17 protein-coding genes are annotated in these 19,014 nt (G+C 47.4%); 15 read left to right on the top strand and 2 right to left on the bottom strand.

Annotated features, from left to right (window positions below; genetic code table 11):
* The first annotated feature begins 9 nt into the window (after window positions 1-9).
* The gene (locus CS562_RS19340; RefSeq protein WP_064641671.1) at window positions 10-669 is read left to right on the top strand and encodes a TVP38/TMEM64 family protein; all 660 of its coding nucleotides are present in this window, start codon (window positions 10-12) and stop codon (window positions 667-669) included.
* A gap of 87 nt (window positions 670-756) precedes the next feature.
* Entirely contained in the window at window positions 757-1,830 is a 1,074-nt protein-coding gene (locus tag CS562_RS19345) for a DUF1835 domain-containing protein (RefSeq protein ID WP_099857951.1), read from the top strand.
* 56 nt (window positions 1,831-1,886) lie between these two features.
* Here the strand turns inward: CS562_RS19345 and CS562_RS19350 are convergent, their stop codons facing one another.
* Window positions 1,887-2,405, bottom strand: coding sequence for a cupin domain-containing protein (locus CS562_RS19350; protein WP_099857952.1), 519 nt, complete (start codon window positions 2,403-2,405; stop codon window positions 1,887-1,889).
* 148 nt (window positions 2,406-2,553) lie between these two features.
* Between CS562_RS19350 and CS562_RS19355 the strand changes: the two genes are divergently transcribed.
* A complete protein-coding gene (locus tag CS562_RS19355) occupies window positions 2,554-3,561 on the top strand; it encodes an NAD-dependent epimerase/dehydratase family protein (protein ID WP_099857953.1) in 1,008 nt (335 codons plus the stop codon).
* 160 nt (window positions 3,562-3,721) lie between these two features.
* Here CS562_RS19355 and CS562_RS19360 read toward each other — a convergent pair whose 3' ends face one another.
* Entirely contained in the window at window positions 3,722-3,895 is a 174-nt protein-coding gene (locus CS562_RS19360) for a CsbD family protein (protein ID WP_076287359.1), read from the bottom strand.
* A 191-nt stretch (window positions 3,896-4,086) separates the two neighbouring features.
* Here CS562_RS19360 and CS562_RS19365 point away from each other — a divergent pair, with 191 nt between their 5' ends.
* From CS562_RS19365 to CS562_RS19425, 12 genes are all read left to right on the top strand, one after another.
* Window positions 4,087-5,019, top strand: coding sequence for a cysteine peptidase family C39 domain-containing protein (locus CS562_RS19365; protein WP_099857954.1), 933 nt, complete (start codon window positions 4,087-4,089; stop codon window positions 5,017-5,019).
* Window positions 5,020-5,055: 36 nt separating this feature from the next.
* A complete protein-coding gene (locus tag CS562_RS19370; RefSeq protein ID WP_099857955.1) occupies window positions 5,056-6,855 on the top strand; it encodes an RNA polymerase sigma factor in 1,800 nt (599 codons plus the stop codon).
* Between the two features lie 684 nt (window positions 6,856-7,539).
* Window positions 7,540-7,986: a DUF1641 domain-containing protein gene (locus tag CS562_RS19375; protein WP_024629786.1), complete on the top strand. Its 447-nt coding sequence runs from the start codon at window positions 7,540-7,542 to the stop codon at window positions 7,984-7,986.
* 23 nt (window positions 7,987-8,009) lie between these two features.
* Entirely contained in the window at window positions 8,010-9,191 is a 1,182-nt protein-coding gene (locus tag CS562_RS19380; protein WP_076287362.1) for an NAD(P)/FAD-dependent oxidoreductase, read from the top strand.
* A 338-nt stretch (window positions 9,192-9,529) separates the two neighbouring features.
* Complete coding sequence (locus CS562_RS19385; RefSeq protein ID WP_076287363.1) at window positions 9,530-10,174, top strand: SDR family oxidoreductase; 645 nt, start codon at window positions 9,530-9,532, stop codon at window positions 10,172-10,174.
* A 54-nt stretch (window positions 10,175-10,228) separates the two neighbouring features.
* Window positions 10,229-10,978: a response regulator transcription factor gene (locus tag CS562_RS19390; RefSeq protein WP_099857956.1), complete on the top strand. Its 750-nt coding sequence runs from the start codon at window positions 10,229-10,231 to the stop codon at window positions 10,976-10,978.
* Window positions 10,975-12,351 (top strand): sensor histidine kinase, encoded by a 1,377-nt coding sequence (locus tag CS562_RS19395; protein ID WP_099857957.1) that lies wholly within the window; start codon window positions 10,975-10,977, stop codon window positions 12,349-12,351. Before CS562_RS19390 ends, CS562_RS19395 begins: the two co-directional genes overlap by 4 nt.
* Before the next feature lie 78 nt (window positions 12,352-12,429).
* Window positions 12,430-13,227 carry a PepSY domain-containing protein gene (locus CS562_RS19400; protein ID WP_180287184.1) on the top strand — a complete coding sequence of 266 codons (798 nt, stop codon included), beginning with the start codon at window positions 12,430-12,432 and terminating at the stop codon, window positions 13,225-13,227.
* A 138-nt stretch (window positions 13,228-13,365) separates the two neighbouring features.
* The gene (locus tag CS562_RS19405; protein ID WP_180287185.1) at window positions 13,366-13,992 is read left to right on the top strand and encodes a PepSY domain-containing protein; all 627 of its coding nucleotides are present in this window, start codon (window positions 13,366-13,368) and stop codon (window positions 13,990-13,992) included.
* Window positions 13,993-14,279: 287 nt separating this feature from the next.
* A complete protein-coding gene (locus tag CS562_RS19410) occupies window positions 14,280-15,782 on the top strand; it encodes an RICIN domain-containing protein (protein WP_099857960.1) in 1,503 nt (500 codons plus the stop codon).
* 710 nt (window positions 15,783-16,492) lie between these two features.
* On the top strand, window positions 16,493-17,278 hold the full coding sequence (locus CS562_RS19420; RefSeq protein ID WP_099857961.1) for an ABC transporter ATP-binding protein: 786 nt from the start codon (window positions 16,493-16,495) through the stop codon (window positions 17,276-17,278).
* Between the two features lies 1 nt (window position 17,279).
* On the top strand, window positions 17,280-18,941 hold the full coding sequence (locus CS562_RS19425) for a hypothetical protein (RefSeq protein ID WP_099857962.1): 1,662 nt from the start codon (window positions 17,280-17,282) through the stop codon (window positions 18,939-18,941).
* The last annotated feature ends 73 nt before the right edge of the window (window positions 18,942-19,014 follow it).

The raw sequence follows: 19,014 nt of genomic DNA on the forward strand, positions 1-19,014 counted from the left end.
GGGAAGCAGATGAACCCGGCATCTTTGGACATCATGTCCTATATTACGGAAGAGAATATTCGTTTTTGGCTGGAGAAGTTCCGCTCCCTGGGCCCTTTACCTGCAATTTTGCTTACCTTTATGAAATCATTCGTGCCCCCGCTGCCTACACTGCTCATTGTTGGGGTTAACGGAGCAGTGTATGGGCTATGGGCAGGGTTTTTATATTCATGGATCGGGATGGTCCTGGGATGTACCGTTACGTTCCTGATTGTACGAGAAATTGGGAAATCGGCTTTTGTGGAACGTTGGGCCAACAAACCCCGTGTGCAGCGCAGTATGGTATGGATTCGGCGGAATGCGTTCAGCTATGTGTTTTTGTTGAGTATATTTCCAGTGGGTCCGTTCGTGATTATCAATGTTGCGGCAGGTATCGCACGGATGAGATTAATGTCCTTCCTGCTCGCGGTGAGTTTTGGCAAAGCCATTATGATTTTCTGTGTGACGTATATCGGTTCCAATGTAGCTCAGTTTATGGAACACCCTGTGCGCTGGGGCGGCGTGTTGCTGTTTATCGCAGTATCCCTGTGGGCAAGTCGGAAGTTGGAGCGGCACTTCACCCGTTCGTCATCCAATCGTGAGGAAATGAATGAACGGAGTCACTCCTCTGGAAAGTCTATTTCTTCGTAAACTTACGATGATACAAATACGTACTCGATTTTGAATGGTTAAGTGTGGAGATGACCATCTGTTCAGACTGTTTAGAGGGGGATAAACATGATTGACAATGTCTTTGATTTTGATCAGGAGCTGTACCGTATGGATGAGGACGAGCTGCGTTCGTTATTGCGTACGCTCTATCTTAGCGCAGATATGGCAGTCAGTGATCAGTCAGCTGAAGAACATTCTGTTCATTTTGCAACGGAAATTCAGTCGATATTTAATACATTGGACGAGAATCGGAACCGGGAGAACGCTGAGAAACAGGCGTTGATGGCACAGAAACCACGTGAAATTCATATAGCGATTGGAGAATCGCAGCTAGGCAGCATTAAGGTTGCGATGGGCAAAGTTCCAGGGCGCTCGGAGCGGCGGTTTTTCTCTATGAATGACTACTATGCCATCGGTCCATTGGGCGATTTGACGAACAAGGCGGATTTACACCGCAGGCACCTCTGGCTACTTGAGAAACTTTATTTGAGTGAACATGGAAGTTATGCCGTCCAAGGCATGGATAAGCTGCTTCAATTAAATAACATGTTGAGTTCGATTGATGAAGATACGCGAATCACTATTTGGTATGCGAATAATGCTCATGAGAGAACGGGACTTTTATATGCCATGCATCTGCTGCGTAACAGGCTGGGACCGATCTATTTGATCGAGACAAGCGCATTATATCAGGAATTATTCAACCCTTCTGAAGTTCAGCATGATGTTCTTAGAACAGGTGAAATTTTTTCTGAGAAGTTGTTAGCGATGTGGCAGCACTGTGTGAATGCTGAACCGTTGTCTTTGGAGAAACGCAAACACATGGAGCAAGAGTGGGTGAATTTGGCTGTGCAGCCTGGATTTCTGCGATTAATGAAGGATGGCGAGATTCAGAGCGTGCAAGAAGACGCGATCGATGAATACATTATGCAGAAGGCCAGAGAAGTTACATTAACCAGACAGCCTGGCGAGTTTATAAAATCAGCCCGCGTCGTAGGTGAGGTGCTGGGCCATCTTGAACAAGCTGTCGGAGACGCATTCATTGAATATCGTATACGACAATTGATATTGCAGGGACGGCTTGAGATGGAAGGGAAGCCACATGCCATGCGATTATACAGTGTGAGGCTCCCTCAGTGACCGAAATATGGACTGTTCCCGGTAGTTTTTTTATCCCGGAGCAGTCCATTATTCTTTCATGTCTTATTCTGTTTCCATAACTCCAATAGTGGCCCCCCTTGCCCATAGACCGGATCGGTATCCGGGGTGGGAACCTCCTGAATTTCACGCAGAACTTTGGGACGCTCTCCCGGTTCACCCGTTCGGGTATTATAACTCATGCCACCTGGATAGGCCCCTGCAATGCGGAAATCAAGGCTCGCACTCCGCCGCTTATGTCCGGTTCCCGCAGGTAATACGACGACATCTCCTGCCTGAAGCCGCACAACCTTTCCATGTTCCCCACCAAGGATGAGCTCAACCCAACCACTCACCACTGCAAGTGCTTCGTGAGCATTGCTGTGATAATGATGATAATCAAACACGCCGTTAATCCAGCTGTTTCCCCATCCGTTTTGGTTCAGCAACGACTCTGCACGAGAGGAATCTGTTGCCCAAATCCCCTTATACAGAAGTACAGGCAGACTTGGATGATTGGGGATCACACCATCGTCCTGGAATAACATTGTCTGTACATTGTTTATGTCCTCTTTCATCGTAAATATCACCTCTCTATGGCATTACCCGTTTATTTCTGGAGAAGAACAAAAAACAATTGTAAAATGATACAAAATGTATCACTATAAGGTTATAATCAGAACATAGACTCTCTTCAGTGAACTTGTTGTATTAATCCAAGGGGGAATGTGCTTGAATATTGTCATTACAGGGGCTTCTGGATTTGTAGGATTTAACCTTTCTCAGTATTTGGCGCAAAAAGGACATCGAATCACCCTGGTGGACCAGGATGATTATTGTCAGAGGCTTGTTCACAGCTCTCCACTTCATGAGATGGCTTTTATCTGTTGTGATCTCGCGAAGGACAGATTCAGCTTGCCGCACGAAACAGACTATATTATTCATCTGGCAGCGATGCCGCACGTAGATTATTCGTATCATCACCCCGGAGAAGTGTTTCGTAACAACACCCTCAGTACACAGGCCATTCTGCAATACGCTTCCGATCACCATATTCCCGTGGTACTGGCTTCATCCGTTGAGGTATACGGAGGGGAGATGGGCAGAGTGTATCACGAATCCGATGAATATGCTCCGGTATCCCCTTATTCCGCTTCCAAAGTAGCCTGTGAGATGCTCGCAAGATCCTACGCTCAATGTTACCAGCTTCCTGTAAAAATATTTCGTTTAACCAATCTCTATGGTCCTTGGCAGTTGCCGGATCGGATTATCCCGCGTAATTTTGGCCGAATGATGGACGGCCTTCCTCTGGATATTCAGGGATCAGCTGTACGTGATTTTCTGTATGTGGATGATGCGCTGCGAGCGATTGAACAGATTATGCTGAATGGACAAGATCAGCAGATCTATAACATTTCGACGGGGCAAGGAACGACCATGCAAGAGATCGGAGCTCAATTGCAACAATTGCATACTTCTAATGGAACGGCGGAGATTCGAGAGCAGGAGCCCACCCAGTCCAGGGGTTCGAGTCTGGTCGTTCACTCTGGGAAGTTACGGTCAGAGACCGGATGGTTCCCCCAGACGACGCTGGAGCAGGGACTGGAGCAGACCTTTCGATGGTATCAGGAACATCCCGAATGGGTAAGACAATTCAGCCGTGAATACCACACGACAAGAGAAGCACGCAGTTTTATTATCGATATGGCAAGATATGCAGTTCCGGCTATCTAAATAGGACAAAAAAAGCCAGGGAAGGGTGTAGTGAATAACACCTTCCTTGGCTTTTTTGCGCCCCCGTCGAATCCCGGCTTTCAACCGATATGGACGGTCGGGCAAAGATTCTATATTTACTGCACGAATCGTCGTGCGTGTTCACGTTTAACGAATGGATCTAGTGATGTTTTTTTACATCAGCAATTTTGTCCTGCACAGCACCTTTGGCTTTGTCTTTTTTGCCCTCAGCCTGAAGGGATCTGTTGTTAGTTGCATTACCGACCTGATCCTTCACTTCGCCTTTGGCCTTGTTTACGCCTGCTTTGATTTTATCGCTAGTTGAATTACTCATATCGAACATCTCCTTCGTTTCTGGTGTAGTCCTTATTAACCGGGATGTCCGCATTCTAAACGTTCGCTAGTTCATGCGGGCAGAAATTTGTTCTGAATATTCTGTCAGAAATGATCTGTACGAAGAGTCAATATAAGTATAGGCATTGCATGATCGCGTGCTTCATTAAAGAAATGAGAGGATGTTATGATATGAGCAATTATATTGGAAATGGTGCATATTGCTACGCCAATTCAGCTTCAATGCTGCTGTCGTCCATTGGAGAAAAGGTAGACCCTGGTCTGCTTGAAACCGTCGGTGGCTTTTCACTAGGGGCCTTTCGAACGCAGGAAGACCTTCTCTTTTTTGATAATTGTACCTCTAGTCCTGATCTGGCCATCAGCAAAGCGATGAGCATTCTGGGGTTTAGTGTGCGTGAAAGTGTGCAATCACGGGGTACAGAGATGCCTGTAGATGAGCTAAGAGAGGCCTTGAAGCAGGGTCCTATGATGATGGGTCCGCTGGATATGGGCAAACTCGTCTACAATCCCAACTTTCCCAACCTGGGTGGTTCCGATCATTATGTAGTGGCGTTGAGCATGGAGGGCGATGAAATATGCCTGCATGACCCGGCTGGATTCCCGAATGTCTTCCTGACATTGGATAAACTTGAGGAAGCATGGAAGTCTGAATTCCCGTGGAGTAGCGGTGTGTATCGACGATGGTGGAGTCCTGAACGCATGGAACAGCCTGATCTGGAGGAGATTAACCGCCGCGCTTTTACTTGGTTCAAATCAAGCCTTACAGAACAGCTCAATGACATTGCTGCTCAGGAAGGACAAACAGGAGCTTCAGCAATTCTAGATAAGGCGGAACAGGTTCGTGCTGGATCAATCGATGGTAATGAGTGGGCTCATTATGTGTATTTTGCTCTGCCAGTAGGCGCGCGTCGTGCCCATGATTATGGCTTATTTTTTAAAACAATCCATCCTGATCTTTCTGCTTTGAAATACGCACAATCCCGCCAATTCGGGGAATGCCAATCCCGTCTTGTCTCCCGGAACTGGGAGGCTGCTGCGACAATCATGGAGGCGCTTGCGGAGACGGAAGCTATGATCGAAGCTGCTATTTTGAAGATGGAGTAATGTAATGAAGCAAGGCTATAAGAGAGGGAGATACAAATGGATGAATTAGCTGACAATCGCCATATCACGCCGGGGCAAGGTGAGACATTCAAAAATGGGAATAAGGAGTCGGACATCGCGCTTATCCAACGAGCCCAAACTGGGGATACAGAGGCCTTTGGTGAGTTGATTCACCGTTACCGCGGACAATTGTTCCGTTATGTGCGAGCACTTACGCATGATTCTTATCTCGCAGAAGACATTTTACAGGATGGGCTTATTCGTGCGTTCATTCATATGAGACAGCTTCAGAATGCTGACCGTTTTATGGCCTGGATGCAGCGCATTGTGCGTAATCAGGCGTATTCACATATGCAGCGCCGAGAGCAGCAGCGGGAACAACATTTTTCTTCGTTCTTTGCATTTGGATTTGGAGCCGATGATGCCTCATGGAGCGATCAAGACTCGCTCGACATGACGCTGAATCATTTTTTGAATGACACCGATCGGAGATCCTGGGAGACAGGCTATGATCCGTATCAAGCTGTTGCTCAGCAGGAAATGAGGAACAATCTCCACAAGCTGCTAGGTTGTCTGAATGAGAGAGAGCAACAGGTCTTTACATCGTATTGGATGGAGCAGCTATCGCCGCAAGAAATTGCCTGCAAATTCAATCTAACAAGTGCTAATGTGTATCAAATTCTATCACGTTCACGTAAAAAAGTGTCGCAGCTTCATATTCATTTATCTGTAGAAGAAATGCTGGCAGAGTGGAATTCACTTGGGCAAAATCGAGTGATTCTGGAGGAACCCCTTTCGTTTCGAGCTCCCCAAACCTGGAACTCGGCAGCAGCATCCATTCACGAGATGTTAGGTTATATCGGTTCATCTCCATCTCTCCCCATGGTTATGGGGATGAGCGGACTTTCTTTTCGTCTGACCATCCTGCCTCAGGACATACATATCGCTGGACCCACCGCCTATAACTTCAAAGAGGTGCTTACCAGAGGATTGCAGCATATGGGTTATCGTTCCCATGCGGTTGAGGCTTTGGCGAGCGAAGCAGGGGGCAATGCCAATCTGGTCGATCCTTCGATGCTAGAGGAGAAAGCGAAAGGGAAAAGGTTGCTAAATCCAAGGCTAGTTCGGGCCCTCTCCCTGATTCGTTACTCCATTCATCGGGGAATTCCGGCCGTCGTATGGGACCTGAATATTCCCGAATTCGGATTGATCTATGGCTATGATGATGCAGTTCGAACCTTATACGGTACAGATTTCATTAAATCAGAAACAATTCCCTATGATCATGTAGGGCGGGGTGTGAATCAGGAAGTATTTGTACTGACAGCGGAATCAGATGGCATGATACGAGAAATGAACCTGCGCGCAGCACTGACAGATGTTTTGGCTCATTATCGTGGGGAGGACCCGTATACCTTGCCGAACACAGTCAGTGGTCTGGCTGCTTATGGGGTCTGGAGAGAAGCCCTAGAATATAGACGGGTAGAACCGAACGGTCATGCCTATAACCTTGCGGTTTTGTGGGATGCAAGACGTTATGCAAGTGAGTTTTTCAAAGAACTTTCTGTAAAGTGGGCTTCGACTCCCCTCCATTCCAGCTTGATTCCACTCTGTCTTCAGGCGGAAGAGTTATATCGAAACATGTCCCAAAGGTTAAACATGCTCAAGCAGTGTTTTCCTTTTCCAGATGGAGGACTGCCTAATGAGAAGCTTCATGCCGATCAGGCTATCTCGATACTTCTGGAGGTGGAGGAATTGGAGCGGGCTGCTGTCATTGTAATACAAGCGTTGCTTGAAGAAATGGATCAGCATTCCCCAGAAATGGTTATGGTGTGACCTACATGTAACGATCAGATCAGGCAAACAGTGAAAGAAATATCAGAAGGCCGGACGATCCGTCAGGCCTTCTTTCTGACTTTTTTGCTTTCATGCCCGGATAGGTTCATACTTGAACAAGAAATGATGTCATTTCAGGAATAAGGCTGCACCCCTAGCTGCATAATAACGACAGTGACCAATTTCGTTGCATGAAATTCATGGTTTTGGAAAACAATTCCTGAAAAATTCAGTTGAAAAAATCCTTCCTTGTGTACATATCGCACATATGGTCATATGGGATCTTGTCTTCATACCACATGTGGTAGGATGATGGATCTGGGACAGGAGAATAATCGATTTTAAACCGACCGCAATGCTTGACAAAAAAATCGATTTTGTTACAATGTTCACAATATCTTCACAAGTGTAAAAAATTTCTTTTTCATGTTCATGTGTAAGAGGTGTAATATAGGGGTATAGAGTTCGGTTTCGGCCTGCTTGTCGTTTTGCGTCAACACATGTTGTCCGCAATAGACCCAAGATACAATACACGATGTGGGAACGGCCCTTGGGCTATGCTCATTCTATTGTGTGAAATTTGGTACATTTAGTTGTATTGGATGTATTTGTGGTTCGGCTCTGCTTGACAGGCATCATGAAAGTCGCGGACTTCTATCCCAAAGTAAAGGAGGACTTTCTCTTATGTCACAATCGCCTACTCAACAAGAGGTGCCGGTTACAGAAGGTGCCGACGTTTCCCAACGCCAGTCCTTGGACGTACTGGATCAACTGATGAAGCCTGAGGTACAGGAGTCTCTGACCGTTCTGGTGGAGAACCTGCCTAAACTGGCTGAAATGGTCACTGCAATGACCAAAGCTTATGACTTTGCACAAAGCGTAGCTACAGACAAAGTTCTGATCAGCGACACAATGAGCGCAATGGGCGAGTTTGCTAAACCTGTTGTAGACAAAGCTAAAGGTGTAGCTTCTGCTGCCATCGAAGCAAGTGATCGTGCGCAAGCCGAGCAAACTTCGGTTGGTTTGTTCGCTATGCTCAAAATGCTTAAAGATCCAAACGTACAACAAACGCTGCGTTTTGCTCAATCATTCCTGAGCATCCTGAACGAGCGTCAACAACAGCAACGTTAAGATTAGAAGAACGGAGGATGGATATGTCGAAGCAAATTTTGATCTTGGGCGGAGGTTACGGTGGTCTGTTGACTGCGCTGACTGCGCGTCAATACCTGACACCGGAAGAAGCGACTATTACAGTCGTGAACCGTTACCCTACGCACCAAATTATTACGGAACTGCACCGTCTTGCAGCAGGAAGCATTGCTGAAAAAGCAGTTGCCCTTCCACTCGAAAAATTGCTGAGTGGTAAAAATGTGAACTTGAAAATCGATACGGTGGATACAATCAAGCCGGACGAGAAAAAAGTTCTCATGACCAGTGGTTCTACTTACTCTTACGATGCACTCGTTGTTGCCTTGGGCAGTGAAACGGCATTCTTCGGAATTCCGGGATTGCAGGAGTACAGCTTCACGCTGAAATCCGTTAGCGATGCTAACCGCATTCGTGCACACGTGGAAGCTCGTTTGGATGCTTACAAACAATCCGGCAACAAAGCAGACGCTACGTTTGTTATCGGTGGCGGTGGTTTGACAGGTATCGAGCTTGTTGGTGAATTCGCTGACCTTCTTCCGGCTGTATGCCAAGAAAAAGGTATCGACTTCAAAGAAGTTTCCCTGTACACGGTTGAAGCAGGTCCTTCCATCCTGGCAGGATTCCCGCCAGAACTGGTTGAGCGTGCAAAATCGAGTCTGGAAAAACGTGGCGTTAACTTCATCGTTGGCGTAGCGATTACCGAAATGAAAGAAAATGAAGTTCTGCTGAAAGACGGAAGCTCGATCCCTACGAACACACTCGTATGGACAGGCGGCGTTCAAGGTAATGCAGTTGTTGCCAACAGCGGAATTGAAGTGGATCGTGGCCGTGCGAAAGTTACGGAAGTACTGCAATCCACATCCCATAAAGACGTGTTTGTTGCTGGTGACAGCGCAGTGGTCTTCCCTAGCGAAGGCGCTCGTCCATACCCTCCAACAGCACAATTGGCTTGGCAAATGGGTGAAACTATTGGTCACAACTTGGGCGTAATGTTCAAAGGTGGCGCAATGGAATCCTTCACACCAGTATTCTCCGGTACACTGGGAAGTCTGGGTCGTAAGGATGCTGTCGGCATGATCGGTGGCAACCAGACTCGTCTGAAAGGTCTGCCAGCAACCATGATGAAAGAAGCAAGTAACATCCGTTACCTTGCTCATATTCACGGCTTGTTTGCACTGGCTTACTAATACCTGTATGCCATGCAACAGAAAGGCACCCCATTTGGGGTGTCTTTTTTTATTTTTAACCAGCATCCGTTTGGCATAGGGGCTAAGTTCCACGAAGTGAATGCGGAAGTATAACCGTTGTTATCAGATATATATTGAAGAAAAAAGTGCTCGGTATAACCGTATAGGGTGTATGGTATATTAAAGGAAAGACATGTTATCCGCATCTTGCCAGATGCGCTGAACGGTAGTAATACATAGCAGCCGGCGCTTAGAAGCGTCGGCTTTCGTTTAAATTAAAGACAAGTCTGTTTTATAAAAGCTAGCTTATAAAAGGAAAACCGAGAGGAGAATGACATATGAACGTATTAGTCATTGGAGCGAACGGACAAATCGGCAAATTTCTGGTGCAGCAACTGGTGGAGGAAGGGAAACATCAGGTCACCGCGATGATTCGCAAACCGGAGCAGGCAGACCTACTTAAGCAGCTTGGTGCCAATGTCGTAATTGGCGATTTGGAAGGCGGCGTGGATGATCTAGCCGAGGCAATGAAAGATCACAATGCCATTGTATTTACAGCGGGTTCCGGTGGATCTACGGGCGAAGACAAAACATTGCTCATTGATCTCGATGGTGCAGTGAAAACAATGGAGGCTGCACAGCAGCAGGGAATTACCAGATATATTTTGGTCAGTGCGTTTGGGGCAGATCAACGAGAGAAATGGTCGGACGCCATTAAGCCGTATTACGTGGCGAAGCATTATGCTGATCGGGCGTTGTTCGCAAGTGATCTGAATTACACCATTATCCGTCCTGGTGGTTTGAAAAATGAACCGGGCACCGGCAAAATCTCTGTAGGAACAGATCTGAAACCGGGAAGTATTCCACGTGAAGACGTGGCTCGTGTCATCGCTGCTTCCCTCCAGGAGGAGAAGACGTATCGAATGGCTTTTGATCTGATTGCTGGGGATGACTTGGTAGAGGATGCCTTAGGTAAATTGTAATTCGTATTGTAATATAACGGGAGAATGGAATGACGGAATGAGGGGGAGCTCTGCATGAATGAAGCCGTGCTGGTGATCGAGGATGAGCCCAAAATTGCACGCCTGCTTGAACTGGAATTACAGTATGAGGGATATCAGGTAGGCAAGGCAGGCAGCGGAACGGAAGGGCTGGAGATGTATGGGGACGGGCAATGGGATCTGATTCTGCTGGATATTATGCTGCCGGGTCTGAGTGGGATTGAAGTGCTGCGGCGGATACGTGCCAAAGATGCGACCGTGCCCATTCTGATGCTCACAGCCAAAGACTCTGTGGAAGACAAAGTCTCGGGACTCGATCTCGGAGCTAACGATTACATTACAAAACCGTTCCAGATTGAAGAACTGCTCGCGAGAGTGCGTGCTGCACTGCGCCTGAGTGCTGCATCGGCTGCTGCCCATTCTTCTTCTTCGGTTCCACGGGACACGGCGCAATCATCAGAGCACACGGCGGAGAGTGAGACAGGCTGGCTCACCGCAGGTGGATTGAAGCTGAATGAAGGAACCCGTGAGGTATCCAGGGATGGTCAATCGATTGAGCTTACCCCGCGTGAGTTCGATCTATTGGTGTATCTGCTGCAAAACCAGCGCCAGGTGCTGAGCCGGGATCAGATTGTTCAGGCCGTCTGGGGATACGATTATTATGGAGATACCAATGTGGTGGATGTGTATATCCGTTATGTGCGCAAAAAGGTCGATAACGGATTCACACCACCCTTAATACATACCGTTCGGGGTGTTGGTTACGTCCTGAAGGAGCAAGTATGAGCCTGCGCAGCAAAATCTACGGATACTCGTCCGTATTGTTCGCCGTGCTGCTGATTGTCGTCAACCTGTCGGTGTATATCGTGTTTGAACGAATGTCGATCGATAACGAGATCAAGCGGGTAGAGGCTGAGGCCGAGTCTATTGTAAAAGGAGTGCGCCAGTCTGCCGGTTCCATTCCGCCGGACGACTTGCTCCGGGCCTACGCGCCGCTGGACGGCATGCTGCGGATCGTCAATGAAGACGGCACCAGCTCCCCACCGGTGACGACCTCGGCTGAGGAGCAGCTGAGCAAGCTATCCTACAAGTACGAAAGCGAAAAAAAATCCGAGTATACCCAAGTTGAGCAAATCGGTTATGTCTGGGTCTCTGTTCCAGTGATCTGGCCGGACGGAGAAGTGGTGAATCTACAAGTCACCGAGAGCATTGAGGATACCGAGAATCGCCTGTCTGTGCTTCGTACGGTTCTTGTTGCCGTGACCATCATCGCGCTGATTCCGGCCATCATCTCCAGCCGTATTCTGGCGAACCGGATGACACGGCCGATCCAGCAGATGACACGTACGATGAGTGATATCCAGTCGAGCGGTCAGTTCAAGCGGCTTCCCCTCGACGAAAAATCCAAGGACGAGCTGAAAACGATGGGGCAGACGTTCAACCGCATGATGGATCTGCTCGAATCCAACTTCGAGCGGCAGGAGCGCTTTGTTTCCGATGCTTCTCATGAACTGAAAACGCCACTTACCATCATTGAAAGTTATGCCAGTCTGCTGCAACGAAGGGGCAAGGAACGACCCGAAGTATTCGATGAGGCGGTAGAAGCGATTCTGTCCGAATCCGTGCGCATGCGAGAGATGACCGAGCAGCTGCTATTGCTGGCAAAGCAGCCAGAGCAGTGGAATGTACAGCTGGAGCGGGTGGATATCACCCGGCTTGCGCTGGATTCCACACGTGCATTTCGCGAAGCCTATCATCGGGAAGTCCACTGTGATGATCCAGGCAGGATATGGGCGATTAGCGATGTGAGCAAGCTGAAGCAGCTGCTTTTTATTTTGCTGGACAATGCTCGTAAGTATAGTGAAGATGCTATTGAAGTGTGGCTGGAGGCAAAGGGGCAGGAATGTCGGATACGTATTGTGGATAAGGGGATCGGCATGCGTGAAGAGGAATTGTCCAAGGTGTTTGACCGTTTCTATCGCGTAGATCAGGCCAGAACACGCAGCGGCGGAGCAAGCGGTTCGGGCTTGGGACTGTCTCTTGCCAAAGATATCGCAGAGGCCGTGGGCGCACGCATTGAACTGAGCAGCACAGAGGGCAGGGGAACCGAGGCTTCCATTATTTTGCCCACATCCGTACAGAACGGGTCACTCTCATGAAAATCTCATTCTTCTCTTATATACTGGTGAACACGGTACAATTTCGGATCATAAGAGAGTACGTAAGGGGGAACCATGATGGAAGAGCATGAGGGGCGTCCGGAAATGAAACGGGAAAAACAACGACACAAAGGATGGGCAAAGCCGAGACGTTCATTTTGGTGGGGTGTGGGGCTACTGGCTCTCCTTATCGTTATAGTGGTCATGTGGTGGAAGCCATGGCAATCAGACCGCGTGATGTTAACAGCAGATGCAGCCGCCCAATCGGTCTTGGATCAATATACGGGAGAAATCGTGAATTCCACGTTGAAGGACGGAACCTACATCATGCAGCTCCGCTCAGAAACCGGACTGTATGACGTACAAGTTGATGCGGTTACGGCAACTGTGAATTCCATTAAACGGCTGGAGTCCAACCCACAAGCCGAGGAGAAGACGTTATGGAGCCGGGAACAAATCAAGACGGAATTACTGAAACAAACGGATGCCGAACTCGTGTCGCTTGAACTTGTCGAGCAGCAGGGAATCCCGGTGTATCTGGCGGTATTTAAGATGAAGGACAATACTCGGGAGCAATGGACCATTGATCCGTATACCGGAGAGAAACAGTCTTCAAAGACGCTGGAATCCTCTTCACCCGACCCGACGACAGGGGAAGGCACCAAGACTTCATTTCTGAGCGAGAAAGAAGCAGAGCAGAAGGCGCTGGCTAGGATTCCTGGTGAAGTGGATGATATCGAACTCCGTGGAACGAATAGTGGCAATCCGTATTATCTGGTTGAAATTGACCTGGAAGACGGCCGTGAGGCCATTGTGCAGGTGAATGCCATTTCAGGCGCGATTCGTTCGGTCACTTGGGATGATGACGATGATTAAAGGAATAGAAGCCATTCTGTGAGGTTCTCACTCATTTTCTCATCAAATTCTAATCTAACTCTCGCTGAACTCTCATTCGTACAGGTTATTCTATAACTGTAGACGAGAACGAGAACAACAACGAGGAGATGAATGATGATGATGAACAAACATAAACTATGGATTGGCAGCTTGTCGGCAGCGGTGTTGCTCGGAGGATCAGCCGCTCTGGCTAGTGGGAGTGTAAACGGACAATCGGTACAGCCTACGCAAACGTCCACTACACAATCAGTAACACAGACCCAGAACACAGGTACATTGCTGACGGTCGCACAGGCAAAAGAAGCAGCCTTGAAAGCAACGGATGGTAAAGTGGATGATGTGGATCTGGAGCGCAGAAACGGCCAAACGTTCTATGAAGTTGAAATCGATAAAAAAGGTAGTAATGATGTTGTTGTTCGTTTGGATGCTTACACAGGTAAAATCCTTGCAGTAGTCGATGATGAAGATTACGATGACGACGATGATTATAATGGGACTGTGGCAGGTACTTCTTCTAATCAAGCTGCTTCAAAACAGGTTAAACTGACAGAAGCACAAGCTTCGAACATTGCCCTGAAACAGGTGACAGGCGGAAAAGTAACCGAAATCGAACTGGATCATGATAACGGCCGTTATGTTTATGAAGTGGAACTGAGAACAGCAAACGGTGAAGCCGATGTAGACGTCGATGCCAATACAGGCAAAGTGCTTTCGTTTGATCAGGATTTTGACGACGAAGATTAAGAAATAGCGTATATTATAGGGATTTGGCTTGTGTATAACAGAGGACGCTTCGGATGAAGCGTCTTTTTGCTGTTCTCTCCATAAGTTCAGTGTTTAATCGTACATGTTCCGCCGTATTGTTCACTATTCGAGCAGGAGGATCGTGGATACAATCGTAATCAGGAGGTGAGTGCCGAGCCAGTCTGAGCAACAGGTGATTATGAAATGCATCATCGATCGGAGGAAGAAGAGACGTATCGATTTTATTGTAAGCGCTTTATAAATAAATTACGGAGGTGTATTGTTCTATGAATGAGTATTGGTTGGAAAAGAAAACAAATTCGCATCGCTTCATTCGTCGCTTTTGTTATCTGCTCGCTCTAATCTTGGCGCTACAATCGCTAGGTATGCTGGTCGCTCCAGGACAACAGGCTTCCGCTGCTCCACTCAGTGTGACCAATGGGGTACAGTTCAAGGATACAAACGGCAATGTCATTCATGCCCATGGGGGCGGGATGATTAAGGCTAACGGGTATTATTATTGGTTTGGAGAGAACCGCAATCCTAATGGAACGTTCAAGGCGGTTTCCGTATATCGTTCAGCAGATCTGAAAAACTGGGAGTATCGCAATGATGTGCTTACCAGCAGCTCGGCTGCCGAGCTGAACATTTCCAACATCGAACGCCCGAAAGTCATTTATAACAGTGCCACAGGCAAGTATGTTCTTTGGATGCATAAGGAAAACGGGGTTGACTATGGTGAAGCGAGAGTGGCGGTAGCGACCTCAAGTACAGTGGATGGCAATTATACGTATGTGGGCAGCTATCGTCCGCTTGGCTATGATTCGAGAGACATGACGGTATTCAACGACAACGGAACGGCTTATCTCATCTCGGCGACCAAAGTGAATGCTGACCTGAATATCTACAAGCTGACTCCTGATTTTCTCGGTGTGGAATCGCTCGTAACGACGCTATGGCCGGGTCAGTATCGTGAGGCACCTGCCATGTTTAAAAAGGGTGGCGTCTACTTCCTGATCACATCCGGGGCTACGGGATGGAATCCGAATCAGGCCAAGTATGCAACGGCTACCAGCATAACTGGCACGTGGAGCGGCCTGAGCAACTTTGGGGATAGTACAACCTATGGTTCCCAATCGGCGTATGTGCTTCCCGTGGAAGGCTCACAGACAACATCCTATCTCTACATGGGCGATCGCTGGGCGGGCGCCTGGAGCGGGCCAGTGCAGGACTCCAAGTATGTGTGGTTACCGTTGTCTTTCCCTAGTGCAACCAGTCTGGCAATGAACTGGGCAAGCACGGTTACCATCGATGCAGCCACGGGTTCCGTAACCGGAGTGGATAACACTAACGTATGGGACCCGAATGCTTCGTATCAGTTGATTAGTCGCAAAAGCAATAAATTGCTTAATGTCATCGGTGGTTCTGCGGATAATGGTGCCGATCTGGAGCAGCGGGCAGACGGCGGAACGACCAGCCAGCAGTGGCAGATCACGGATGCGGGTGGCGGTTATGTCAAAATCATCAACCGATCCAGCGGCAAGCTGATTGGTGTTGAGAATGGCTCTACTGCAGATGGAGCTGTTATTGAACAGTGGAACGATGGCGGCTGGGCCAGTCAGCAATGGCAGTTGGTTAGTGTGGGCGGTGGTTATTATAAATTGAAAAACCGCAGCACAGGCAAGGTACTTGATATTTCGGGACAATCCCTGGCAGACGGAGCAGCTGCCATCCAGTGGACCGATAATGGTGGTACGAATCAGCAATTCCAGATTGTTAAGGTTCAATAAGGATTTATTGTTGGTCAGTTAATCATCATATAGATTCACAATTAAACCCTTGTCCCTCATTATGAGTGGGACAAGGGTTTAATTGTGAAAAATATGAAGCTATACAAGCTAGAGTTGAAACATTCCAATTGAATCTTTTTTCTAATTTTAGATTATCAAAAGCAGAAAAAAGGTATTAGTATAAATAACGGAAAAGCTTAATTTTCAGGACGATTACATTGCTCAGATATATTACTGGTAGGACCCTGCCACAAAGTAAAAAATGGTGAAACATGAGTTCGAGTTAGGAGGTTAGCAAATGTACGTTTTTCTTCCTTTTTTGTTATCTACATTAATCTCTGGGTTGCTAGGCTATCTAACCTATAGATTATTATTGAAAAATAGAGCAGGGATTATTGTGACGTTGATATCATCCGCGTTTATAGCTTATACTTTTACAGATTTATATGCTTTTTTTGGAGTGATAGGAGGGGTGTTGTTTTACCTTTTATTAATAAGAATTTCAACTAAATAAAAAAATAATAATTACCAGGCTTAATTGGTGAATTTACAAAAAAATGTATTATAATTTATAAATTTTGGACCTTTGTTATGCATTTCTTTATGCAGAGCAAAGGTCTTTTAATTTTTCTTTATCCCTCTCTGTTAATCCAATCTGTGGTAAACTAGTAGAATTGTAGAAATAGTTGAGACAGGGGCTGGATAACGAAGTGAGTGAAAAACAAGTACTGTCAATTGAAGGCTTGCGTATGCGGTATAACGGGCGTTATGTGCTCAATGGGATTGATCTGGAAGTGAATCGGGGCGAGATGATCGGATACATCGGTCCGAACGGTGCGGGTAAAAGTACGACGGTCAAGATTTTGCTCGGACTGGTTGAGGGATATGTGGGTACGGTCCGCATCTTTGGCAAGGATATCGCGGATGGTGACGCGGAATATAAGCGCAGAATCGGTTATGTACCTGAAGTCGCGGAGCTATACGAACAATTAACCCCGGCAGAGTATCTGACCTTTATAGGAGAATTGTACGGATTGTCCTATGAAGATGCCGATTATAAGGCGAAGCAGTTGATGGACTGTTTTGGACTGGAAAAATCATATCATTCCCGCATTGCTACCTTCTCCAAAGGCATGCGTCAGAAAGTGCTGCTGATCTCCGCGCTTCTGCATGACCCGGATCTGTTGTTCCTGGATGAACCACTTAGCGGACTGGACGCTAACAGTGTGATGGTGGTAAAAGAGATTTTGACACAGCTGTCAGCCAAGGGCACAACGATATTCTATTCGTCACACATCATGGATGTGGTGGAGAAGATCAGCAGCCGAATCGTTCTGATTGCCGAAGGACGTGTGATGGCGGATGGTACGTTCAGGCAACTTCAGCAGCAATCCATGGAAGGCTCACTGGAGGAAGTATTCAACCAACTGACGGGCTTCAATGAGCATCGGGCAATTGCCGAACGTTTTGTGTCCATCGTGCAGGAGGTGTATTGATATGGCGGAATCCTCGGACTTCCGCACGCTGAAGATTCTGGACCGTTTTCGGCCTATTATCGCCAAAACAGGAGCGGATTATGATGTACTGCGTTTGATTCTACGGGTGAAGTTTCAGATGGATCAGCGCAGGGTGCCGACGGTATTGTCAGCGCGTAATGGCAATAAGAAGCAGAAAGAAGGCAACCTGTATCTGCGTTCCCTCTGGTTGTATGCACTGATGGGGCTGATTATGGTTCCTTTTGTTGTCTGGGATACGGGACACTTTATGCTCCAGATGGGTCTAGTGACCGCCATGCTGATGTTTATGATCATGACCTCCATGATCTCCGACTTTTCTTCGGTACTGCTTGATATCCGTGATCGTAATATCATCATGACCAAGCCGGTAAATGGACGCACTGTTGGCTTGGCTCGTGCCATTCACGCCGGGGTTTATTTGCTGCTCCTGACAGGCTCTCTGACGGCTGCACCGCTGGTAGCCGGATTGATTGCCCACGGGATCGGCTTTTTCCTGCTTTTTCTAGTGGAACTGGTGCTGATTAATATGTTAATTCTGGTGACCACGTCCCTGATCTATCTATTCATGATGAAGTTTCTGGATGGTGAGAAGCTGAAGGACATGATCAATATGATGCAAATCCTGCTTTCCATCGGGATTGCTGTAGGTTATCAGCTGGTCATACGTTCGTTCAGCATCATCGACTTTAATATGGTGTTCACGCCTGCCTGGTGGCAGTTACTGCTGCCTCCGGTATGGTATGCAGCGGTTTTTGAGCTGCTGTTCGGCGGCGGGGGAGATGCATGGCTTTATACTTTCTCGGCGTTTGCTGTGATTGTTCCAATGGTCAGTCTGTTGGTGTACGTGAAGCTGATGCCTTCCTTTGAATTGTATTTGGAGAAAATGGCACACGCAGGTCAGGCATCTGGACGAAGACGTGGGGGTTGGGATCGCATCATGGCGAAGGTATTCTCTCGTTCGAGAGAAGAGCAGGCGTGCTTTCGTTTGTCTGCCAGTATGATGCGAAGTGAAAGAGAGTTCAAGCTGAAGGTATACCCGTCGATGGGTTTATCTTTTGTATTGCCCTATGTATTCTGGTTCACTCAATTGCAGAGTTCTTCGTGGGCAGAATTCAGGGAAAGCTCCTTCTTTTACACGCTATATATTTTGCTCTTGCTGATTGTGTCTGTTGTGACCATGCTGAAGTATTCCGGACAATACAAGGCGTTTTGGACCTTCCGGGCAGCCCCTCTGGCCAACGAGAATGTGCTATATAGTGGAGCGCTGAAGGCTTTCTTATGTAATATGTTTCTACCTGTATTTATATTGAACACTATCATATTTGTGTGGACCTTTGGGTTAAGAATTCTTCCTGATCTGATCGTAATATTTTTGGTGGCAACTGCACTAATTCCGCTGTCTGGAAAGTTGTTGATGCGAAAACCGCCGTTCTCCCAATCCTTCAGTATGGCCGGGCAGAGTGACGGCTGGCTCGTCTTTGCCTTCTTTCCGCTCATGGCACTGTTATGGGGACTACATGTATTCATCCGCACCATACCAGCAGGCATCTGGATCTATATAGCGCTACTAATCGTGATTAATATGCTGTTCTGGACGATGCTGCATCGAGTGAAGCGGGCCTCTGAAATGGTTGGAGGTTAAGGCGGGCGGTAGCAGGTTGAGGTTGCCTGATGAAGTTTAGCAGATGGAATTATGAGAATTATGAAGAAAAGTT

The sequence above is a fragment of the Paenibacillus sp. LK1 genome, assembly GCF_002750415.1.
Classification (GTDB): Bacteria; Bacillota; Bacilli; order Paenibacillales; family Paenibacillaceae; genus Paenibacillus; species Paenibacillus taichungensis.